18 protein-coding genes are annotated in these 21,304 nt (G+C 61.8%); 9 read left to right on the top strand and 9 right to left on the bottom strand.

Features of this window, described 5'->3' with window-relative positions:
* Window positions 1–18: 18 nt before the first annotated feature.
* The 3 genes from ribA to CAF87_RS21485 are packed head-to-tail and all read left to right on the top strand — an operon-like array spanning window position 19 to window position 1,852.
* Window positions 19–636 (top strand): GTP cyclohydrolase II, encoded by a 618-nt coding sequence (gene ribA, locus CAF87_RS21495; protein ID WP_065259552.1) that lies wholly within the window; start codon window positions 19–21, stop codon window positions 634–636.
* Complete coding sequence (locus tag CAF87_RS21490; RefSeq protein WP_065259553.1) at window positions 633–1,052, top strand: MFS transporter; 420 nt, start codon at window positions 633–635, stop codon at window positions 1,050–1,052. The genes ribA and CAF87_RS21490 overlap by 4 nt, the downstream gene beginning before the upstream one ends.
* Window positions 1,052–1,852 carry a cobalamin-binding protein gene (locus tag CAF87_RS21485; protein ID WP_085732984.1) on the top strand — a complete coding sequence of 267 codons (801 nt, stop codon included), beginning with the start codon at window positions 1,052–1,054 and terminating at the stop codon, window positions 1,850–1,852. Before CAF87_RS21490 ends, CAF87_RS21485 begins: the two co-directional genes overlap by 1 nt.
* Window positions 1,853–1,855: 3 nt before the next feature.
* Here CAF87_RS21485 and CAF87_RS21480 read toward each other — a convergent pair whose 3' ends face one another.
* The 5 genes from CAF87_RS21480 to CAF87_RS21460 form a co-directional block, all read right to left on the bottom strand.
* Entirely contained in the window at window positions 1,856–3,739 is a 1,884-nt protein-coding gene (locus CAF87_RS21480; protein ID WP_085732983.1) for a TonB-dependent receptor domain-containing protein, read from the bottom strand.
* A gap of 152 nt (window positions 3,740–3,891) precedes the next feature.
* Complete coding sequence (gene dxs / locus CAF87_RS21475; RefSeq protein WP_085732982.1) at window positions 3,892–5,790, bottom strand: 1-deoxy-D-xylulose-5-phosphate synthase; 1,899 nt, start codon at window positions 5,788–5,790, stop codon at window positions 3,892–3,894.
* A 91-nt stretch (window positions 5,791–5,881) separates the two neighbouring features.
* Window positions 5,882–6,769, bottom strand: coding sequence for a (2E,6E)-farnesyl diphosphate synthase (gene ispA, locus CAF87_RS21470; RefSeq protein WP_085712314.1), 888 nt, complete (start codon window positions 6,767–6,769; stop codon window positions 5,882–5,884).
* On the bottom strand, window positions 6,766–7,008 hold the full coding sequence (locus CAF87_RS21465) for an exodeoxyribonuclease VII small subunit (RefSeq protein WP_007894317.1): 243 nt from the start codon (window positions 7,006–7,008) through the stop codon (window positions 6,766–6,768). Before CAF87_RS21465 ends, ispA begins: the two co-directional genes overlap by 4 nt.
* 88 nt (window positions 7,009–7,096) lie before the next feature.
* On the bottom strand, window positions 7,097–8,242 hold the full coding sequence (locus tag CAF87_RS21460; RefSeq protein WP_085732981.1) for a Fic family protein: 1,146 nt from the start codon (window positions 8,240–8,242) through the stop codon (window positions 7,097–7,099).
* Between the two features lie 277 nt (window positions 8,243–8,519).
* Here CAF87_RS21460 and CAF87_RS21455 point away from each other — a divergent pair, with 277 nt between their 5' ends.
* Genes CAF87_RS21455 through CAF87_RS21430 form a run of 6 tightly spaced genes read left to right on the top strand, consistent with a single transcriptional unit; the run spans window position 8,520 to window position 18,709 of the window.
* Window positions 8,520–9,311: a YfaP family protein gene (locus CAF87_RS21455; protein WP_085732980.1), complete on the top strand. Its 792-nt coding sequence runs from the start codon at window positions 8,520–8,522 to the stop codon at window positions 9,309–9,311.
* Between the two features lie 51 nt (window positions 9,312–9,362).
* The gene (locus CAF87_RS21450) at window positions 9,363–11,075 is read left to right on the top strand and encodes a DUF2138 domain-containing protein (protein WP_085732979.1); all 1,713 of its coding nucleotides are present in this window, start codon (window positions 9,363–9,365) and stop codon (window positions 11,073–11,075) included.
* Window positions 11,045–11,710, top strand: coding sequence for a DUF1175 domain-containing protein (locus tag CAF87_RS21445; protein ID WP_170929639.1), 666 nt, complete (start codon window positions 11,045–11,047; stop codon window positions 11,708–11,710). Before CAF87_RS21450 ends, CAF87_RS21445 begins: the two co-directional genes overlap by 31 nt.
* A complete protein-coding gene (locus CAF87_RS21440) occupies window positions 11,707–16,272 on the top strand; it encodes an alpha-2-macroglobulin (RefSeq protein WP_085732977.1) in 4,566 nt (1,521 codons plus the stop codon). Before CAF87_RS21445 ends, CAF87_RS21440 begins: the two co-directional genes overlap by 4 nt.
* A gap of 1 nt (window position 16,273) precedes the next feature.
* Window positions 16,274–17,893, top strand: a complete 1,620-nt coding sequence (locus tag CAF87_RS21435) for a DUF2300 domain-containing protein (protein WP_085732976.1) — start codon at window positions 16,274–16,276, stop codon at window positions 17,891–17,893.
* 3 nt (window positions 17,894–17,896) lie between these two features.
* Window positions 17,897–18,709, top strand: a complete 813-nt coding sequence (locus tag CAF87_RS21430) for a YfaP family protein (protein ID WP_085732975.1) — start codon at window positions 17,897–17,899, stop codon at window positions 18,707–18,709.
* Window positions 18,710–18,767: 58 nt separating this feature from the next.
* On the opposite strand, the gene CAF87_RS21425 is transcribed toward CAF87_RS21430, so the two are convergent.
* From CAF87_RS21425 to ppa, 4 genes are all read right to left on the bottom strand, one after another.
* Window positions 18,768–19,064: a type II toxin-antitoxin system RelE/ParE family toxin gene (locus tag CAF87_RS21425; protein ID WP_085732974.1), complete on the bottom strand. Its 297-nt coding sequence runs from the start codon at window positions 19,062–19,064 to the stop codon at window positions 18,768–18,770.
* Entirely contained in the window at window positions 19,054–19,293 is a 240-nt protein-coding gene (locus CAF87_RS21420; RefSeq protein WP_085732973.1) for a type II toxin-antitoxin system RelB/DinJ family antitoxin, read from the bottom strand. Before CAF87_RS21420 ends, CAF87_RS21425 begins: the two co-directional genes overlap by 11 nt.
* 421 nt (window positions 19,294–19,714) lie before the next feature.
* A complete protein-coding gene (locus CAF87_RS21415) occupies window positions 19,715–20,452 on the bottom strand; it encodes a helix-turn-helix transcriptional regulator (RefSeq protein ID WP_085732972.1) in 738 nt (245 codons plus the stop codon).
* 221 nt (window positions 20,453–20,673) lie between these two features.
* Window positions 20,674–21,201: an inorganic diphosphatase gene (gene ppa / locus CAF87_RS21410; RefSeq protein ID WP_007933577.1), complete on the bottom strand. Its 528-nt coding sequence runs from the start codon at window positions 21,199–21,201 to the stop codon at window positions 20,674–20,676.
* Between the last annotated feature and the right edge of the window lie 103 nt (window positions 21,202–21,304).

Genomic DNA, 21,304 nt, shown 5'->3' with positions numbered 1-21,304 from the left:
TAGATCAGGAGCACACCGGTGCCTGTCGTTTTTGTCGCCGCTTCCAAGCTGCCAACGCCTTTTGCGCAATTCACCATGCACGGTTTTCTCGATGAAGCCACCGGCCGCGAGCACGTCGTGCTGAGCCTGGGTGAGATTGCCGACGGTGCCCCGGTACTCGGCCGGTTGCACTCCGAATGCCTGACCGGCGATGCCTTGTTCAGCCAGCGTTGCGATTGCGGCTCGCAACTGGAGGCCGCCCTCAAGGCAATCGCCCGTGAAGGCCGTGGCGTGTTGCTGTATCTGCGTCAGGAAGGTCGTGGCATTGGCCTGCTGAACAAGATTCGCGCCTACGAATTGCAGGACGGCGGCGCCGACACTGTTGAAGCCAACGAGCGTCTGGGCTTTGCCGCCGACCAGCGTGACTACGCCATGTGCCTGCCGATGCTCGAGCATCTGGGCGTGAAATCCCTGCGCCTGATGACCAACAACCCGCGCAAGGTCAAAGCCCTGACCGACATGAACATCGTCGTCGCCGAGCGCGTGCCGCTGCACACCGGCCACAACCCGCACAACAAACTCTACCTGGCGACCAAGGCCAGCAAACTCGACCACATGATGGGTAACGAACATCAGGGCGAGGTAGACCGCGCGTGACTCGCGGTCAGGTGCGGCGCCGCCTGTCAGTCGCCTGGTGGAAATACCTGGCGCTGGCACTGGTGCCGCTATTTGTGCTCAACGCTGTGTTCGGCGAGAGCGAAGCGATCATGCCGGTGCTGGCGATGCCGTTGTTCATCGCTGGCGTAGCCTCGATGTTTGTCAGCCTGAAGTTTTTCGGCCGCTACAAACATGCGCTGATCGCCACACAAAAAGCCCTCGATACCCCTGAAGAGCCCGCTGCGTGGATTGCCCTCGCGGCTCGTCGTCGCACGGCGTTTCTGGCGGCGGGGTTACCGGCGTGGATTGGCGCTCTGGCGGTGTTCGTCGGCCTCGAAGCGGTGCCGCTGATGTTGTTGGCGCTGTCTACGGCGGTGCTGTTCTACCTCTACCGTATCCCGCGTCAGCTCGGTTGATGCGCCGTCTCTGGCTGGCGGTTCTGCTGCTGGCCGTCAGCAGCGAAACCCTGGCCGCCATGCGGGTGGTCAGTCTCGCGCCATCCCTGTCTGAAATTGTTGTGGAGCTGAATTCGGCCGACCTGCTGGTGGGCGTGCTGGATGCCGGTGACCGGCCATCTGCAATCAAGAATGTGCCTTCGGTGGGCCGTTACGGCCAACTCGATATGGAGCGGCTGCTTAGTCTCAAACCTGACTTGTTGCTGCTGTGGCCCGGCAGTGTCGGCCCGGCACAGCGCGATCAGCTCAAGCGCCTGAACATCCCGACCTTCGTTGCCGAACCCCACAGTTTCGAACAGTTGACCACACAGATCGTAGCCATTGCGACGCAGCTCGGTCGTCCTGAGCGCGGGGTTGAACGAGCGACCGAGCTGCGGCGCAAGCTCGACGAGCTGCGCCAGCGCTATCGGCGGGAAACGCCGTTGCGGGTGTTTTACCAAGTCTGGGACAAGCCGCTGTACACCGTCGGCGGCGGGCAGATTATCAGCGATGCGCTTGAAGTGTGCGGCGCACGCAACGTCTTCACCGACCTGACGCTGCCGGCTCCGCAGGTGAGCATCGAAGCCGTTTTGCAGCGTAACCCCGAGGTGATTCTGGCCGGCGATCAGCCGCAACTGGATGCGTGGAATGCCTGGCCGCAGGTGGCGGCGGTGAAGCACAGACAGTTGCTATTGGTCACCGATAAAGGTCTGGAACGTCCGAGCGGGCAGATGATCGAGGCGACGGCCAAGCTCTGCCAACTGATTGCGCCAGACCGCTGACCGCTAGAGCTGCGGTGTCCAGGTCACCCCGAACATGAACGCCCGGCCTTCCTCACGATAGCCATACTGACTGCCGTCATGGCTGTACAGCGCCCGGCTGTACCCCTTGTCCAGCAGGTTATCGACCTTGAAATCCAGCTTGATCTCACGGTCCAGCACCCAGCTGCTGCGCAGTTCCAGCAACGCATAACCACCCAGTGGCTGCTGATTTTTCAGGTCGTCATAACTGCTGCTGACGGCCTGCCAACTGGCGCCGAGGCCGAGGCGATCGAATTGCCGATCCAGATCCCAGCTCAAGGTGCGACGGGCACGGCGCGCCAGGGTGTGGCCGGTGTCGCGGTCGCGGGGATCGATGATTGCCACGCCGAGGTTGCTTTGCCAGCCCAGCAGTTCCTGTTTCAGGGCTGCTTCGAAGCCGTTGATCCGTGCCGAGGCGACGTTTTCCGGGCGTGAGTTGCTGCCAAAGATGATCGCGTCTTCCAGATCGGTCCGATACAGCGACGCTTCAAGGCGGCTGCTGTCACTCAACTGGCTGCGCCATTGCAGCTCGTAGCTTTTCGAGGTTTCCGGTTTCAGGTCCGGGTTACTGAAGTCCGGGTAATACAGGTCGTTGAAGGTCGGTGCACGGAAGCCTTCGCTGTAGCTGAGCAACAGATCGTTGTCCGGGTTGACCGGCAATGTCAGCGTGCCGCTCCAGCTGTTTTGGCCGCCAAACTGCTGGTTATCGTCACGACGCAGGCCGAGTTCGGTGGAGAAACTGTCGGCCTGGAAACGATGCTGGATGAAGGCCGCGCGGTTCCAGCGGCTGTCCTCGTCGAACGCAGTGCTGCTGTTGACCCGGTCTTCATACCAGTCGCCACCGAGGATCAGGCTGTTGCGTGCATCCAGGGTCAGGTCGTTCTGCCAGGTCACCGAGTCGCGGTAGGTGTTGAACACCGAGCGTTCGTCACTGAGCTTGTCGAGGGACTTGTCGCGGTTTTCGCTGTGGCCGAGTTCCAGGCGCGATTTCCAGCGCTCGTTGATCCGCGCATCGATGTAGCTGCTGAAACTGCTGACAGCAAAATCGCTGTAGGGCTGTTGCTGGACAGAGTCGAAGGTGACCGGGTCAAAGCGCCCGAACGGGTTGTCGAACTCGCTTTTGCCACGGTTATCCAGCAGGTTGGCGCCGATTTCGATGTCATCGGTCAGCGCATGGCTGAGGCTCAGGCTGATGGATTTGTTGCGGTAGGCATCGTGATCGCTGTCGCTGGGATAGGACTCGCGGGTGCGGTCGATCCCGGCGGTTTCATCGAGGCTGGCGCCGAGGTTGAAGCGGGTTTTCTCATCGCCACCGGACAGGCCGACACTGCGCTCCCAGGTCTGGTTGCTGCCGAATCCGAGATGCATCCGCGGCTGCAAACCTTGCTCGGCGCCGCGTCGGGTGAAGATCTGAATCACCCCGCCAATCGCATCGCTGCCGTAAATCACCGAACGCGAACCGCGCAGCACTTCGACGCGTTCGATCTGCTCGATGTTGAGGTGTTGCAGGTTGCTGTCGCCGGAGGTGGAGTTGCCGATGCGCTGGCCGTCGACCAGCACCAGACTCTGCGCCGATTGCGTGCCACGAATGTAGATCCCCGGCAGGCTGCCGCGCCCGCCGGTTTGTGCCACTTGCACGCCCGGTACCCGTTGCAGCAGGTCACTGACGCTGCTCGGATGCAGACGCTCAATGTCTTCGCGGGTGAATACGGTGTTGGCGGCACTGCTGTCGTTGCGCGCTTCTACCTGGCGGTTGGCGCTGATCAGCACGTCCGGCAGCTTCAGGGCCTGATCGCGCTCGAAGGTGTCGGCGAGGGCGTTGGCGTTTGGCAGCAGGAGAAGGGGCAGGGCGAGACGCGAGAGGTTCATCGGTATTCCGTAGGTCTTTCAGGTGTACACAAATCAAATGTGGGAGCGGGCTTGCTCGCGAAAGCGGTGTGTCAGTCAACTCATCATCGACTGATCCGACGCCTTCGCGAGCAAGCCCGCTCCCACATGGGTTTTTGCGTTTATCCAGCGAGTCAGCGGTTAAGCAGCTCCAGGCGCTCACGCACCGCCGCTTCGATCCCGGCCTCGTCCAGCCCGCACTCGGCCAGCATCTGCGCCGGTTTGGCGTGCTCGACGTAAACATCCGGCAAGCCCAGGTGCAGCACCGACTTGAGGATGTTCTCGCGGGCGAGGAATTCGCTGACCGCGCCACCGGCACCGCCCATGATCGCGTTCTCTTCGATGGTCACCAGCAGGTCGTGGCTGTTAGCGATTTCGCGCACCAGCGCTTCGTCCATCGGTTTGACGAAACGCATGTCGACCACGGTGGCGTCCAGGGTTTCGGCGACGTTCAGCGCTTCGGCCAGTTGCACGCCGAACACCAGCAGGGCGACCTTGCTGCCCTGACGGCGAACCACGCCCTTGCCGATCTCGATCGGTTCGAGGTCTTTCTCGATGGTCGCGTTCGGGCCGGTGCCGCGCGGGTAACGCACCGCCGCCGGGCCGTTGTACAGGTGACCGGTGGTGAGCATCTTGCGCAGTTCGTTTTCATCGCTCGGGGTCATGATCACCATGCCCGGGATGCAACGCAGGTAAGACAGGTCGAAACTGCCGGCGTGGGTCGGGCCGTCTTCGCCCACCAGACCGGCGCGGTCGATGGCGAACAGCACGTCGAGGTTTTGTACCGCGACGTCATGCACCAACTGGTCGTAACCGCGTTGCAGGAACGTCGAGTAGATCGCCACCACCGGTTTCGCACCTTCGCAGGCCATGCCGGCGGCGAGGGTCACGGCGTGCTGCTCGGCAATCGCCACGTCGAAGTAGCGCAGCGGGAAGCGTTCGCTGAACGCCACCAGGTCCGAGCCTTCCTTCATCGCCGGGGTGATGCCCACCAGACGCGGGTCGGCGGCGGCCATGTCGCACAGCCATTCACCGAACACGCCGGAGTACTTCGGCCCGCCGGCCTTCTTCGGTGCAGCGGCCGGGGCGTTCAGCGGCTCGAGCTTGGTGATGGCGTGGTAACCGATCGGGTCGACTTCCGCCGGGGCGAAGCCTTTGCCTTTCTTGGTGACGATGTGCAGGAACTGCGGGCCTTTCAGATCGCGCATGTTGCGCAGGGTGGCGATCAGGGTCGGCAGGTCGTGGCCATCGATCGGGCCGATGTAGTTCCAGCCCAGCTCTTCGAACAGGGTGCCGGGAACCAGCATGCCTTTGGCGTATTCTTCGGTGCGACGGGCGATTTCCCAGGCGCCGGGCAGGCGCGACAGCACTTTCTTGCTGCCTTCGCGCATGCTTGCGTAGGTGCGGCTGGAAAGGATCTTCGCCAGGTAGTTCGACAGACCGCCGACGTTGCGCGAGATCGACATGTCGTTGTCGTTGAGGATCACCAGCATGTTGGCGTTCACTTCCGGCGCATGGTTCAGTGCCTCGAAAGCCATGCCGGCGGTCAGCGCGCCGTCACCGATCACGGCAATCGCCTTGCGATCGCTGTTCTGCAGGCGGGCGGCGATGGCCATGCCCAGCGCGGCACTGATCGAGGTGCTGGAGTGGCCGACGCCAAAGGTGTCGTACTCGCTCTCGGAGCGACGCGGGAAGGCGGCGATGCCGTCCTTCTGGCGCAGGGTTTCCATGCGCTCGCGACGACCGGTGAGGATCTTGTGCGGGTAGGCCTGATGACCGACGTCCCACACCAGCCGGTCGTCCGGGGTGTCGAAGACGTAATGCAACGCGATGGTCAGCTCGATGACGCCCAGGCCGGCACCGAAATGCCCACCGGTCTGGCCGACCGTGTAGAGCAATTCCAGGCGCAACTCATCAGCCAGGGTTTCCAGCTCGGCTTCGCCTAACCGGCGCAGGCCGTCCGGCGTGTTCGCGCGGTCGAGCAGGGGCGTGGTCGGGCGCTTGCGGGGAATCTCATGGAACGTCGTGGGCATCAGGCGAATCGTTATAGGTATAAAAGATGCGGCAGTTTACCTGATGCATCGTCCCCTGCCCACGCGTTGGTCTTTTTTGGCTGATTAGCCTTTAGTTGCGCCGGTCGACGATATACCGGGCCAGATCGCGCAACGGCTCGGCTGCCGCGTCAAACGGTCGCAGCGCGTGCAGGGCCTGATCGCGCAGTTCCAGAGCGTAAGCCTTGGCCGCGTCAAGGCCGAGCAGGGCCGGGTAGGTCGGCTTGTCGCGAGCGATGTCGGCACCCTGGCGTTTGCCGAGGGTTTCGGTATCGCTTTCGACGTCGAGGATGTCGTCCTGCACCTGGAACGCCAGGCCAATGGCCTGTGCATAACTTTGCAGGGCCTTGAGTTCATCCTTCTCGGCGCGGCCGCTGGCCAGGGCGCCGAGCTTGACGCTGACCTCGATCAGCGCGCCGGTCTTGTGCCGGTGCATCTGTTCGAGGGCTTTCTGATCAAGCTTCAGGCCGACCGAGCCGAGGTCGATGGCCTGACCACCGACCATGCCGGCCGGACCCGCCGCGTGCGCCAGCGCCGTGACCTGCTGCAGGCGAATATCCGCGCTCAGGTCGCTCAGGCGCGGGTCGAGCAGGGCGCTGAAGGCCAGACTCTGCAGGCCGTCACCGGCAAGGATCGCGCAGGCTTCGTCGAATTTCTTGTGGGTAGTCGGCTGGCCGCGACGCAGATCGTCGTCGTCCATCGCCGGCAAATCGTCGTGCACCAGCGAATACGCATGGATCAGCTCCACCGCACACGCCGCGCCGTTGGCCTGCTCGGCCTTGCCGCCGAGGGCTTCGCAGGCGGCGTAGGCCAGCAACGGACGCACGCGTTTGCCGCCGTTCATCACGCTGTAGCGCATCGCTTCGTACAGCCGCGCCAGCTCTGGCAGCGGTGCGTTGAACAGGGTTTCCAGTGCCGCATTGACCCGCGCCTGGCTGGTCGCCGAATACGCCGCGATCATTCTGGCTGATCCGCGTCGAAGGGTTCCTCGGCCAGTTCGCCATCACGTTCCAGCAACACCTGGACCTTCTGCTCAGCCTGGGCCAGCGCTGCCTGGCAGTCACGGGTCAGACCGATGCCCTGCTCGAAAGCGGTCAGCGAGTCTTCCAGCGACAATTCACCGTTCTCCAGACGCTCGACCAGCGTTTGCAGGTCGGCGAGGGACTGTTCGAAATCCAGTGCAGCTTTTTTGCGGGCCATGGCGGCTAATTCCGGTTGACGTTAAACCGGCGCGACACTAGCAGATAGGGGGTTTATGGGCAAATGAGCGGGCCGACGGACAAGGGTGTCAGTCGGTCGAGTTACCCGGATATTGAATCTGATACCGAGTGCTCCGCCCCCCGCCCGGAAGACGTTGCAGGCAGCCCTTTTCCAGCAGTTCCGCCAGATGTCGGGTGGCCGTGGCTTTGGAGACTTTGGCCACACTCTGGTATTGCGCCGCACTGATGCCGTGCTCGTAACCGCGTTCACCACCATCGAGCAAGCGATTGAGCACTTTGATCTGCTCCACCGACAGCCCGGATTCGCGGTGCGCCTGCCAGAAGCGTGATTTTCCCAACACACTTTCAATCCGCGCGATGGCCTGCTGCAGGCTGCGCAGCAAGGTTTGCAGGAACCATGTGAGCCAGTCGGTGATGTCCAGCGTGGCTTTCTGGCTTGATTCGAGAATCCAGTAATAGCCCGCACGATCATCGAGGATGCTGGCGGACATCGCATAAAAACGAATCGCCTGCGCTTCGCCCTGAGCCAGTGCCAGGTCGGTAAGGGTGCGAGTCAGGCGCCCATTGCCGTCGTCGAATGGATGCAAGGTGACGAACCAGAAATGTGCGATGCCAGCTCGCAGCAAAGGATCGAGGCCTGCCTGATGCCGGCTGGCGTCGAACCACTTGAGAAAACTGTCGAGTTGCCGCTCAAGACCTTGTCGCGGTGGCGCCTCGAAGTGCACGGTCGGACGGTCGATTCGTCCGGAAACCACCTGCATTGGCTCATCGCCGCGTAATGCGCCGACATTGATTGCACGCGAAAGGAAACCACTCTCCTGTTCTGGAAACAGCCATGAATGCCATTCCAGCAATCGCTCCAGTGTCAGCGGTTCGGCAAAGCGATGAGTGGCATCGAGCATCAGCTGTGCCAGCCCCTCGCTGCGCTTGCTGACGTTGTCGCCATCAGGCGATTCCAGCCCCAGGCGTCGTGCCAGTGAAGAACGCACGGATTCAACATTCAATTGTTCCCCCTCGATGGCCGAGGAGGTCACGATGTTTTGCAGCAACGCGTCCAGTTCAGTCTGAGCGCTCAGTGAATTGCCCACTGATCCCGCCATGCCCATCAATTGTCCCTGCGCCTGAACGCATTCGCGCAACAGCGCCGTGAGACGCTCAGCCTGCCAGTTGAAGTCGGGCCAGTCGGGCTGCTGCCAGATCCAGTGAGTAGCCATGAAATGCCATTCCTGAGTGCGTGAGCCGAATAGAAACGCTATTCGGCTCATTTAGTGAGCCGAATATGACGCCTATTCGGCTCATCGTCCACCCGAGGGCGTGATTCCTACCGCATTTCAAGATGTATCCGATTGTTAAAAAACTGCCGAGTCGCTAACCTTCGCGCCTTCTACGACCCGACAGTCACGGGTCTTTCAGACGAAACGCAGTTTTCACCGCTGTGAAGTACCGAGGATCGGGTGCAAGGTTTCGTTCAGGCATGGCAGGAGGCATTACATGCGTTCAATTCTTTTGCTGCTGATCGGCCTGGCCTGCGCGCCGGCGCTGTCGGCCGCGCCGAGTGCCGAGATGTCGGAACCGGTGGGCGGCTGGCGCTACAACGGCTTGCTCGACCGCAGTGAAAACCCGCAAGTCGCCTATCCCACGCCGCCCATCGATCGCGGCATCCAGCGCAATCGCACGATGATCCAGGGCCAGCTCAAGGCCATTGGCAACCAGCGCGGGCCGCACACCCTGGCGGTCAATGGCAACCCACTGAACCTGTACACCGACGACGATGGGCGTTTTGCCCGGCCCTATGCGTTCGGCGCGGGCTCCAACAGCGTCGAAGTGCGCAGCGCCGAAGGGCAGTCGCTCAAGCGTGTGCAGTTCTACGAAGCGAACAACCTGCGCACACCGGCGCGGATTCGCGTAGTTCTGGGCTGGGACGATCCGAAGGCCGAACTCGACCTGCACATCATTACCCCGGACGGCCAGCATGCGTTTTTCGCCCACACGGCGTTGACCAACGGCGGCGGTCTGGACCCGGACGGCGTCGATGGCCCCGGCCCGGAAATGTTCACCATGACCGCGCCGCTGCATGGCACCTATCTGGTTTATGTCAACTATTGGGGCAACTTCGGCGACGGCGGCTATAACTTCGAGGAGGCCAGCAACCAGAACGAGGTCATCACCTCGCAGATCACGCTGGTGCTCAACGAAAACACCGTCGACGAAAAACGCGAAACGTTCATCGTGCCCCTGCGGGCCATCGGTGATCTGCTGCTGGTCAAGACTTTCAACTATTAAGCATCCCGCACCACGGATGAACTGCCGAGCTTTGGGAACATGAGCGAGAAGATGAGCGAAAACACTGAGACCCCGGCGACCGCCGCACCCACCGCCAAACCTTCCCGGCGCTGGCCGTTGCTGGTGGCCGGGCTGTGCCTGGTGGCCGGCGTGGCGGGCGGGCTCGGCTGGCTGATGCACAAGCCCAAATTGCCGGCGGCGGCACTGGCCAGTGACAAGCTCGGGCTGAGCCGCCCGGACGCGTTGCTGGAAACCCGCTCCCTGAGCCAGTTGCCCAAGGATTTGCTGACGGTGCCGTTCCTCAAAGCCACGCTCACCGAGGATTTCGTCTTCTATTACGAAACCCACGCCGACCGTCTCGGGTTGATCGGCAGTCTGCGGCGGATCATCTACGAGCATGACCTGAAGCTGCAAGACAGCCTGATCGAGCAACTCTTCGATCAACCGGCGGACGTGGCGCTGTGGCGCGGCGCCGATGGTCGTTTGAAGGATTTCCTGCTGGTGATGGATCGCGGCGGTTTGGCCAAGTTGCTGGAGCCCTTGGCGAAAGTCGCTCTGGATGATTCGCAACTGAGCGTGTTCAGCACTCTGAAAGTCGGCGGTGACGAAGTGCCGCTGTATCAACTGACCTACAACGCCAGCAAATCCCTGTTGTTCGCCTCTCGCGGCGACAAACTGGTGGTGCTTTCCAACCCGTCCAAGTTCTACGACCCGGAAAGCGGTGCTTCCGAAGAGTCCGGCCACGTCTCGCCACAAGCGCTGGCGGCGCTGCTCAACGGTGAAAAACTGTTCCCCGAAGCGTTCGGGCTGCCGGCCAAGACGCCTGAAACCAAACAGCGCCTGTCGGTCAACTCCAGCGTCCTGGCCATGGGTTACCAGCGCTTCATCCCGAACTTCGCCGGCCTGCGTTTCGACATGGACGACAAGGGCTGGCACAGCTTCCTGGCCATGGATGAGCTGGACAACCAGCCGGACTTCGATTTCAAACCGGTCTGGCAGGCCATGCCGCTGGGCGCCAGCGCTTGCGTGACCTTGCCAGTGGCCGCCGAACCGCAGAAACCGTTGCTGGTGAAACTCGGCGCCGAAGAAGCGGTGGCACAGAAACTCACCGAGCACGTGGCCGGCGCGGCGGGCCTGTGCTGGTACGCCGATTCGCGGCTGTACACGCCGTTGCTGGTGGCCAGTCTGAAGGACGAGGACAGCGGCAAACTCGACGCTGATATCGGCACGTTGTTCGATTTGATGGTCGGTGCCTACGAAAGCAAGGTCGACGACCACGCGTTCCCGGTGGTCGAGAAGCAGGAAGGCCAGAGCCACCTCTGGCAGCGTCAGGTCAGCTCCAACTTCGGCCCGTACGCGGCCAAGGATGCCGAGAATCCGGACGCGATCACCGGCAAGGCGTTCATGAAAGTCAGCCTGGCGCGCTACGGATCGACGCTGCTGTTTTCCCTCGATGACAAACTGGTCGACAAGGCTCTCGGCACCCTCGACAAACGCTTCCCGCCGATGGCCGATGTGCTGCCCAAAGACGTGCTGATGCCGATCTACTTCGGCCCGGATTCGATGGCGCAACTGATGCAGCAGGAAACCCTCGACAGCCTGCCCCAGGACATGGAGCCGGTGTTCTACAACGCCGCGCAAACCTACCTGATCCCGAAACTGCGCACTCTCGGCGGTTACGGCAAATACGCCCTGACGTTGCCTGAAGGCAGTGAGCCCGACGGCCACTGGCAATGGCTGCCGCTGGAGTGGAAAGCGCTGTGACTGGATTGATCCGCAGCCTCGGCTTGCTCGCGCTGTTACTGAGCGCGGATGCCCGAGCAGTCGAAACGCCGACGCTCGATCCTGCGCAATCCCAGGTCTTTCGCGCCTGGTTCGTGCGCATCGCTCAGGAGCAGTTGAGCAAAGGCCCGAGCCCGCGCTGGTATCAGCAGGACTGCGCAGGGCTGGTGCGGTTTGCCGCCAACGAAGCGCTGAAAGTCCATGACGACAAATGGCTGCGCAGCAATGGCGTGTCCAACCGCTACCTGCCGCCGGAGCTGGCGTTGAGCGACGAGCAACGCAAGTTCGCCCAGCAATGGCAGCAGGGCGGCGGCAAGGTCGGGCCCTACGTCAACGCGATTAAATTGATTCAGTTCAACAGCCATCTGATCGGCCGCGACGTGTCCCAGGCACGGCCCGGCGATCTGATGTTTTTCGATCAGGGCGACGACCAGCACCTGATGATCTGGATGGGCCGCTACATCGCCTATCACACCGGCACGACCACCCCAACCGACAACGGCATGCGTTCGGCAAGCCTGCAGCAACTCATGACATGGAAGGACACCCGATGGATACCCGACGCAGCCAACCCCAACTTCATCGGCGTCTATCGACTGAACTTTCTCTCCCAATGACCGGTGCCCGCATGCTGCGTTTACTGCCTTTTCTGTTGCTCTTGGCCCTGCCGTTTTCGGCCGTGAATGCCGAAGACACCGTGGAGCCAAGCGGCTACACGCCGGTCTCCGGTGAAAGCTTTTTCCTGCTGGCCGACAGCAGTTTCGCCAGCGACGAGCAGGCGGTGGTGCGCCTCGAAGCACCGGGCCGTGACTACCGTCGCTTCCGCATGGAACCGTACGGCGGCGCCGACATCCGCGTGTACAAGATCGACAAGCCGCTGGACTTCCTCAAGCGCCAGAAGAACCTGCACCGCGTGGTCAGCGACGGCCAGTTCAAGGGCGAAGGCCTGTCGAATACCCTCGCGTACCTGTGGGACAACTGGTACCGCAAATCCCGTCGGGTGATGCAGCGTGCGTTCTCCTACGAGTCGCGCCAGCAAGTCACCGAGGAGGTGCCGGAACTGAAGATGGGCAACGCCATCGCGGCGCCGACGCCGTACGACGCTCAGCCGCAATTTGCCCTGATTCCGGGTCTGCCGGTGGTCAGCCAGTTCCGTTATCCGCTGTGGCAGGCCAAGCCGATTCAGCCGCCTGCCGGGGTGAATCTGGCCGGGTCGTCCAGCGAGTTCGTCAGCGTTGCACCGGGTAACGTGTACATCCCGTTGGGTAACCTGAAACCGGGTCTGTATCTGGTCGAAGCGCTGATTGGCAAGTACCGCGCGACCACCATGGTTTTCGTTTCCAACACCGTCGCGGTGAGCAAGATTGCCGGTGATGAATTGCTGGTTTGGGCCGCACGCAAACACGAAGGCAGCTCGGTGCCGAAGGTCAATGTGCTGTGGACCGACGGCCTCGGTGTAATGAGCAGCGGCGCCACCGATACCGATGGTCTGCTGCGCCTGAAACACGTAAGCCCCGAGCGTTCGTTCGTCATTGGCGAGGACGAAGAGGGCGGGGTGTTCGTCTCGGAAAACTTCTATTACGACAGCGAAATTTACGACACCAAACTCTATGCCTTCACCGATCGGCCGCTGTATCGCCCGGGCGATTGGGTGTCGCTGAAAATCGTCGGCCGCGAATTCAAGAACGCGCGGGATTCGGTGTTGCCGGGGGCGGCGGACGTCAATGTCAGCGTGCTCGATGCGACCGGCACCGAGTTGCAGCGGCTCGATCTGAAACTCGATTCGAAGGCCGGCACCCAGGGCCGCTTCCAGTTGCCGGACAACGCGGTGGCCGGTGGTTATGAGCTGCGTTTCAACTATAAGGATCAAGCCTACAGCAGCGCGTTCCGGGTTGCGGAGTACATCAAGCCGCACTTCGAAATCTCGCTGAATCTGGCCAAGCAGGATTACCGCACTGGCGATCCGGTGAAGGGCAGCCTGGTGCTGCTGTACCCGGACGGCAAACCGGTGGCCAACGCCAAACTGACCCTGAGCCTGCGCGCCCAGCAACTGTCGATGGTCGACAACGAGCTGCAATACCTCGGGCAATTCCCGGTGGAGCTGACCAGCACCGAACTGACCACCGACAGCAAGGGCAACGCGCCCCTCGACCTGCCGGCCGCCGACAAGCCGAGCCGCTACATGCTCACCGTGTTTGCCAGCGATGGCGCGGCGTATCGGGTCAAGACCACCAAGGAAATCCTCATCGACCGCGGCGCCGCCAGCTTCCGTCTGACTGCGCCGCAGCGTTTCAGCGCGGTCGGTGACAAGGTCGCGTTCAGCTACGCCAACGAGGGCGGTAGTGAACAGGCCCAGGCCGTGGTGCCGAGCGGCTATAGCTGGGTTCGACTCGAAGACCAGACCACCGGCGAAGGCAAACTGGCGGCGAAAGACAAAGGCTTCAGTGTGACGTTCGATCGTCCGGGGACCTACAACCTGTCGCTGAAGGATCAGTTCGGCCGGGTGCTTGGCGGTACCGGCCACTCGGTCACTGGCGACGGCGTCAAGGCTGTGCCGGGCACCGTGGACATCGTCCTCGACAAACCGGAGTACAAGGCCGGCGACGAAGCATTGGCGCTGATCACATTCCCGGAACCTGTCAGCGATGCACTGCTGTCGCTGGAACGCGACAAGGTTGAAGCTACCGCGCTGCTGGCCAAGGGCGGCGACTGGCTGAAACTGGAAAAACTCAGCGACACCCAATACCGCGCGCGCATCCCGGTGAAGAACAACTTCGCGCCGAACCTGACGTTCTCGGTGCTGTACACCAAGGGCGGTCAGTACAGCTTTCAGAACGCGGGGATCAAGGTTGTTGCGCCGCAGATCGACGTGGCGATCAAGACCGACAAAGACACCTATCAACCGGGCGATACCGTGACGGTCGACCTGACCACGCAATTCGCCGGCAAGGCTGTGCCGGCGCACCTGACGGTCAGCGTCGTGGATGAAATGGTCTACGCGTTGCAACCGGAAGTCGCGCCGACCATTGATCAGTTCTTCTATCACCCGCGCCGCAATAACGTGCGCACCAGCGCCAGCCTGTCGTTCATCAGTTACGACGTGGCATTGCCGGGCAGCCCTGGCGCGCCGGGCAAGGCCAACCGCAGCGAGCGCGGGGTGAAAGTGCTGGAGCGGCCGCGTCGCGAAGACGTCGACACCGCTGCGTGGCAGCCGGAGTTGCTGACCGATGCCGACGGCAAGACCCGCTTCACCTTCAAAATGCCGGACTCGCTGACCCGCTGGCGCATCACTGCGCGGGCGATTGCCGATGACGGTCAGGTCGGGCAGAAGAAGCAGTTCGTCCGCTCGGAAAAACCGCTGTACCTGAAGTGGAGCGGGCCAAGCAAATTCCGCAAGGGCGATCAGCCGCAACTTGGCGTGTTCGCCTTCAGCCAGGCCGAGAAGCCGGTCAAGGCTGAGCTGGTGACGCACTACGCCGGCGCCGAACAGCGCCTGCCGGTGACCCTGAACAACGGCATCAACTACCTGCCGCTGCCGGCCTTCGCCTTGGCCACCGGCGAGTGGAGCGCCGAACTGGTGCAGGACGGCAAAACCGCCGACGCCCTCGCGGTGCGCCTGACCGCGACCGGCGAAGGCTGGCAAGTGACGCAGACTCAAAGCCTCGACGTAGCCAGCGGTGACACGCCGCTGAGCCTGCCGGCAGACGCCACCGACATTCGCCTGCGTCTGGATGACAGCCCGCAAGCGCTGTTCCGTTCGGCCCTCGACGACCTGCTCAGCTATCCGTACGGCGGCGTCGAGCAGACCGCCAGCCGCTTGCTGCCGCTGAGCATCGCCTATCCGTCGCTGGCATCGAACCCGCAGATCCGTGACCGCTTGCGTTTGATCATGCAGAACAGCCGTCTGCGTCTGGTGCAAATGGCCGGGCCGTCGGCGAGCTTCACCTGGTGGGGCTTCGACGGCGAGCCGGATGCGTTCCTCACCGCTTACGCCTATTACGCCGACTGGAACGCCAGCCAGGTGTTGGAGCTGACCTTGCCGCCGGAGCACTGGCAGCGGGTGTTGGAGGTCTACGCCAAGCAGGCGCCGAACACGCCGTTGCTGCAACGGGCGCTGATCCTGTCGTTCGCCAAACAGATGCACTTGCCGGTCAACACGCTGCTTAGCGGTTTGCTGGAGGATCTGGCCAAGGCCGGGGAAGGCAATGCCGAAACCCTGATGGACGACGGCGAAGACAGTCTGGTGATGGGCGATCCGGATTCGGCGCTCGGTCTGGCGGCGGCGCGGGTCTTGACCGCATCGCTGGCCACGCAGTCGAAAGTCGCTTTGCCGGACGCGTTCAACCGTCAGCTGGGCGCTGCGCAACAGCGTTTGGCCGTCAGCTCGCAACCGTTTGTCGAAGCATTGAACCTGTCGCTGCAACCGTTCGATCAGGCCCGTGCAACAGCGTTGTTGCAGCGCCTGCTGCCGCAGCAATCGACCCTCGAACGTGCGCTGGCGCTGACCTGGCTGCAACGCAGCATCGCTCAGGCGTCGCCGACCATCGCGCTGGCACCGGGCGACGGCTGGAGGAAAAACTACGGCGCGACCGGCGAGATGTTCTGGACGTGGCAGGGGGCTGCGCCGGTGCCGAGCGTGTTGACGGTGTCGGGCACTCAGGAGCGTCCGTTGCGTGCCGCGTTGAGCTTCCAGACCCAGCAACCGGCGGTCGATCCGATGGCGGTGACTATCACTCGTCGCCTGTCGCGTCTGGTGCCGGGTGACGAAGCCTTCACCTTCAAACTGGAACCGGTCGGCAGCAAGCCGTTGTCCAGCGACAGTCTGTATCTGGACGAAGTGATCCTCACCAGCAAGGCACCGAAACCGCTGCGCTACGGCATGCTCGAAGTGCCGTTGCCGCCGGGCGCCGATGTCGAGCGCACCACGTGGGGCATCAAGTTGCAGGGCAAGGACGGCACCGAGCCGACCGCGCTGGAGAAAGCACGTTTCGAACCGGGCCAACTGGCCTACGCGGTGCCGGTGGATGCGCTGAGCGGTGAATTGCGTCTGCGCCATCTGGTGCGTTTCTCGCAGAAAGGCCAGTTCAACCTGCCACCGGTGCGTTTCACTCAGGTCTACGCACCGCAGCATCAGGCCCGCGAAGCGAAAGCGGCCCTCGGTCAGGTCACGGTCAACTGACATGACCCGGCCGCTGCTGTGGCTGCTGATGTGTGTGATTCCTGCGCTGGCGACGGCGCAGGATGAACCGTTGCGCGTGGCCTACAAGGGCGAGTTACTGTCGCTGAACACCACGCAACTGACTGCTCGCGAGCCGTTGCCGTCGTCGCTGGATACACCACTGGGCAGTCTGTGGAAGGTGTTCGTTTACGCGTGGCTGGTGGATACCGGTGCACGGGAACCGGCCTATGAATGCCGCGGACAGTCGAAGGAAGAAGTCTATTGCTGCACCGCGGGCGGCAAGATCGAACGTGAACAGGCGCTGGTGAAATCCTGCGGGCTGTATTTCGAGCCAGCGCGGTTGGGGATAACCGCTGGCGACTGGAAATCCTATTGGCAGGCGCGACAGGCGCCGTCGTGGTTGCTGGACCTGCCGTCGGTGCAACCGGCTACCCGGGTGTCCGTGGCGGACTTGCTGAAGGTTTTATCCTGGTTGCCGGCTCAGGATCAGCTGCGCCGTGTGCTGCTCGACGTGGTGCTGAACGCGGCGGACGGCAATGTCGTCGGTGAACTCGGCGGACGCTTGCGGGTGAAAACCTGGAGCTGGCTCGGCGATCAGGATCCGCAATCACGTCAGGGCGGTTTCGCTGGCTGGACGGCGGACGGTTCGCCGATCTGGGCCGGTGGTCGGGGCACCAGTCAGATGGTTCTGCGGCATTACGGTTCGGCGTTGGCGACGGTTTTGCCCGCGTCATGGCCGGCGGACGCGGGGCGATGTGTCGAGGTCGGTTTGTTTTCGCGTTATCCCGTTACCCGGGTTCTGGCCGGTGATCGGGTGGCGGGTTCCGGCCCGTTGCAGGGCGATTACCATGTCGAATTCGCCAACGGCAATGCGCTGGATATCCACAGCGACGGCGAACTGTTTCTGCTCAACGACAAGCTTGTGGCGCGGCTGGATCGTGAAGAGTACGTCGCTCGAGTTCTTGAGCGTGAAGCCAAACCGGAACCTGCTGAAGCGGCTAAGGCATTGGCCGTGGCGATCCGTACGTATCTGCTGCAAAACGCCACGCGCAACGGCGAATGCCTGAGCATCGATGACAGCAGCACCCGCCAACGGGTCGCACCACGTCCAGCCTCTGTCGAGTCGCGCAACATCGCGGCGTGGACGTCAGATCTGGTGCTGGCCGGCAGCACCGTCACTTATCACTCCGATCAACCCGGCCCGGACAAACTCGCTTGGCAACAAGCCGTCGAACAAGCCAATGCCGGCCAGCGTTACGACGCGATTCTGCTGCACGCTTATCCGCGCGCCAGCCTCAGTCGCTGGGACAACCCGGTGGCGTCCTGCGAAGCGCTGCCCGCCGCGCAAGACTGGCTGCAAAAGCAGCGGCGCGGCTGGCGCCCTCGTCTGGAAAGGGAAACCGGCTACGACGAAGTGAGCACCTTCGCCGTTTGCAAACTCGCCTTCGGCCGCCCCTTCGTCGACCGCGAACGTCAGCGCATCTATGTGCGCGGCGTACTGACTTTGCAGGACCGCCTCGACCTGACTCACGAATACCTGCACCTGGCCTTTGAAGCACACCCCAACGGCCAGGATGAAACCTACATCGAAGGGCTCGCCCGTCACCTTTTGCTGGAATAGACCATGACACTCCGTTATCCACAGGTCTTGCTGTTGCTCTGCGCGTTCAATGCATTGCCGATGGCGATGGCCGCCGACAGCGTCAAACTCGACACCCCGATCGGCGGCTGGCGCAGCGGCGCGCCTGAGGGTGAGGGCGAGAGCTTTCGCCAGACCGTCAACTACCCGGCCTCCTCGGTGAACACCCCGGTCGGCCAGGCCAACACCGCGCGCATCAGCGGCGAAATCAAAGCCACCCCGAAGAGCAAAGAGCCCGGCCGCCTGATCGTCAACGGCGTCAGCATGCCGCTTAAAATCGACGACAGCGGTCGCTTCGATCGCCCGTTCTCCTTCCCCAACGGCAGCAACAGCGTCGAAGTCCGCAGCCCCGACGGCCAGCAACGCCACCGCACGCAATTCCTCAACGTCAGCGGCGGCGCCACCCCGGCCAAACTGCGCGTGCTGCTGTCCTGGGACAGCGACGGCACCGACCTCGACCTGCACCTGATCACACCTGACGGCGCGCACATCTGGTACGGCGACCGCGTAGCTCCCAACGGCGCCGCGCTGGACGTCGACGTGACCACTGGTTACGGCCCGGAAATCTTCGCCATGCCGGCGCCGATCAAGGGGCAGTATCTGGTGTATGTGAACTACTTTGGCGGTGGTTATCGCGGGGATGATGAAGGTGGGGAAGAGGCGGTACAGCCGCTGACTACGGCGCAGGTCACGGTGATTACCGAGGAAGGGACACCCAGCGAGAAGATGGAGACGTTCCTGGTGCCGATGCGGGCGGTGGGGGAGTTGACGTTGGTGAAGTCGTTTAGTTATCCGTGAGGGTAATTGGGCAGCAGGTGCTGCCCAATTTCAGAATTGACCCTAATGATTAACTGGCTCAGGGTTGGGACGACAGTCGATCCTGTGCAGCGTCATAAGCCGCCTCTCGCTCCCTCTTTCCGATAGCGACTACGAACACCACAATTTCGTGATCAATCACCTGATAAATCAGGCGATATCCAGCACTTTTCAGCTTCACCTTGTAGCAATCCGGCAGTTCCCGAAGCCTGTTGGCTTCTATGCGAGGATTTTCGAGAACCTCGGCGAGTTTCTTTTTGAACTGTTCACGGACCGTATCGCCCAGCTTGTTCCATTCCTTCAATGCACGACGATCAAACTCGAGGTCATAGGTCATCCAGACTTACCTTGACTCGCTGAGGAGCGGCAAGTCGTTCAGTGACCACGGCGATAAGCGCTTCATCTTCTTCGCTAATCAATGCCGCTTTGAATGGTAGTTTGCCCCGGTCCGCGACGTATTGAAGCGTTTGGCGCAGAAGCTCTGAGGGTGTCAGCCCGAGCTTTTCCAGCTCTGCGAAGGCGCGCTGTTTCAGTTCGTCGTCGATACGAATGTTGATGGATGCCATGATGAGTTACCTGTAATGACGTTTGTCTTTACGGTACAAGCGCGTTTGGTATCCGGCAAGCGGCGATTCAGATTTCGGACGGTAGGTTTGGCTTTTCAGCAGGCATTAAAAAGCCGGCTTGTGGCCGGCTTCTCGGGGACTGGCTTGGTTTATTTTTGGTAAACCGCGCCAGCCTTCAAAACGTACACCCGGATCTTGCGCCCGGCTGTGGGACTTGGTCAGACAGTGGTCTGCCGCGTCAGGCGTCATCTGGGCCGCTTGGCGGGTCGATGCGCGAATGTGGGGCGCAGGATACTGAGTTTTGCTTCTGATTCCCAGCTTGAAGTGCGGTTTAGAGCGATCAAACTGGAGAAAATCCAGGATTTGTACCGACTTTCAGGGCCTCATCGCCAGCAGGCTGGCTCCCACCACACCGGGTTACTCAGAGAAACGGCACCACCGGCCGCCGTTTGCCCAGCGTCGACCACCAGAACACCCACCCCAATACATGAATCCTCTGCTCCTCGATTTGCGCCGCCCGGAAGATTTCGTCCGGGTATTCGGCGCTGTTGTGGCTGCGCAGGCGCAAGGCGTTGCCGGGCATGCGGTGCAGGTATTTGATGCGCAGCATGCCGTCGTGTTCGATGGCGTAGATTTCGCCGTCCACAACCTGGGTCAGGCCGCGGTCGATGGCGAGGGTGGAGCCGTCTTCGATTTTCTCGGCCATGCTGTTGCCGATCATGTGGGTGCAGATGGCGTCGGTGTGGCGGATTTCCAGGGTTTCGAGGTGGCTGCGGGGCAGGCGGATGGTTTGCTCCGGGTCCTTGATGACATGGGTCTTGTCGGAGCCAGGGGCCGTAGGGGCTTCCTTGTAGAGCGGCAGTTCGATGTCGGTGGATTCGAGCACCGTATAGACGCCCTGAATCGCCTGGGCATCCAGTGTGTCGCCGGCGGTGTACAGGTGCGGCGCTTCTTTCGGGCCTTCACCGGTCTTCAGCCATTGGCTGTTGACGGACAGCAGGCGCGCAACTTCTTCCATGCGGTACGCGGGTACGCCTCGGGTGTACCAGTTATGAACGTTTTGGGCTTCCGTGCCCCAGAACTTTGCGAATCCCGTGGTGGTGATATTCGCAGCTTCCAGGAGTGCCTTGAATCTTGGACCGCTAGTGTTCTTTCTCATAAACACGAGTCTACGGCCGGCCTAGAGCGGTTTGAATAAACCTTGCGTTCAAAATCGCGGCAAATTTTGCGACGGGATGTAAGACGTACTTGTGGGAAATTACACACACTAAAACTTTTCTGTAGGGCGCCATAAACAAGTCGTTTAAGACCCTGCCAGCCAGGCACAAAAAACCCCGGATCAACCGGGGTTTTCTTCAAGCGTGTCGCAGGTCGCGAGGCTTAGCCTTTGTAGGCAGCAACCGACTTGGTGATCGCGGCGCGGGCAGCGTCAGCGCCGTCCCAGCCTTCGATTTTCACCCATTTGCCTTTTTCGAGATCTTTGTAGTTCGCGAAGAAGTGCTCGATCTGCTGGATCAGCAGGGCTGGCAGGTCGGTGTATTCCTTCACGTCCACGTACAGCTGGGACAGCTTGTCGTGTGGGACTGCGATGACTTTGGCATCGCCGCCGCCGTCGTCGGTCATGTTCAGGATGCCGACCGGGCGCGCGCGGATCACCGAACCTGGAGCAACCGGATAAGGGGTTACAACCAGCACGTCCAGGGGATCACCGTCGTCAGCCAGGGTGTTCGGGATATAACCGTAGTTGGCCGGGTAGAACATCGGGGTGGCCATGAAACGGTCAACGAACAGGCAATCGCTGTCTTTGTCGATTTCGTATTTGATCGGCGCGTGGTTGGCCGGGATCTCGATCGCGACGTAGATGTCGTTCGGCAGGTCTTTGCCAGCCGGAATCTTGCTGTAGCTCATTGGGCGTTGCCCCCGTTAGTAGACCAAAACACTTGGCCGGATTGACCAAAAAGTGGCGGCGATTATAGGCATATTCCACTCACGATGCCATGCACCGAAGGTC

This window comes from Pseudomonas sp. R38(2017), from assembly GCF_002112395.1.
Taxonomy (GTDB): domain Bacteria; phylum Pseudomonadota; class Gammaproteobacteria; order Pseudomonadales; family Pseudomonadaceae; genus Aquipseudomonas.
This window is presented reverse-complemented; position numbering and strand designations above follow the sequence as displayed.

Coding starts and splice junctions, on each gene's coding strand:
- CAF87_RS21485 (WP_085732984.1), top strand. CDS start 1,052: ATGCGCCGTCTCTGGCTGGCGGTTCTGCTGCTGGCCGTCAGCAGCGAA.
- CAF87_RS21480 (WP_085732983.1), bottom strand. CDS start 3,739: ATGAACCTCTCGCGTCTCGCCCTGCCCCTTCTCCTGCTGCCAAACGCC.
- dxs (WP_085732982.1), bottom strand. CDS start 5,790: ATGCCCACGACGTTCCATGAGATTCCCCGCAAGCGCCCGACCACGCCC.
- ispA (WP_085712314.1), bottom strand. CDS start 6,769: ATGATCGCGGCGTATTCGGCGACCAGCCAGGCGCGGGTCAATGCGGCA.
- CAF87_RS21465 (WP_007894317.1), bottom strand. CDS start 7,008: ATGGCCCGCAAAAAAGCTGCACTGGATTTCGAACAGTCCCTCGCCGAC.
- CAF87_RS21460 (WP_085732981.1), bottom strand. CDS start 8,242: ATGGCTACTCACTGGATCTGGCAGCAGCCCGACTGGCCCGACTTCAAC.
- CAF87_RS21455 (WP_085732980.1), top strand. CDS start 8,520: ATGCGTTCAATTCTTTTGCTGCTGATCGGCCTGGCCTGCGCGCCGGCG.
- CAF87_RS21450 (WP_085732979.1), top strand. CDS start 9,363: ATGAGCGAAAACACTGAGACCCCGGCGACCGCCGCACCCACCGCCAAA.
- CAF87_RS21445 (WP_170929639.1), top strand. CDS start 11,045: ATGGCTGCCGCTGGAGTGGAAAGCGCTGTGACTGGATTGATCCGCAGC.
- CAF87_RS21440 (WP_085732977.1), top strand. CDS start 11,707: ATGACCGGTGCCCGCATGCTGCGTTTACTGCCTTTTCTGTTGCTCTTG.
- CAF87_RS21435 (WP_085732976.1), top strand. CDS start 16,274: ATGACCCGGCCGCTGCTGTGGCTGCTGATGTGTGTGATTCCTGCGCTG.
- CAF87_RS21430 (WP_085732975.1), top strand. CDS start 17,897: ATGACACTCCGTTATCCACAGGTCTTGCTGTTGCTCTGCGCGTTCAAT.
- CAF87_RS21425 (WP_085732974.1), bottom strand. CDS start 19,064: ATGACCTATGACCTCGAGTTTGATCGTCGTGCATTGAAGGAATGGAAC.
- CAF87_RS21420 (WP_085732973.1), bottom strand. CDS start 19,293: ATGGCATCCATCAACATTCGTATCGACGACGAACTGAAACAGCGCGCC.
- CAF87_RS21415 (WP_085732972.1), bottom strand. CDS start 20,452: ATGAGAAAGAACACTAGCGGTCCAAGATTCAAGGCACTCCTGGAAGCT.
- ppa (WP_007933577.1), bottom strand. CDS start 21,201: ATGAGCTACAGCAAGATTCCGGCTGGCAAAGACCTGCCGAACGACATC.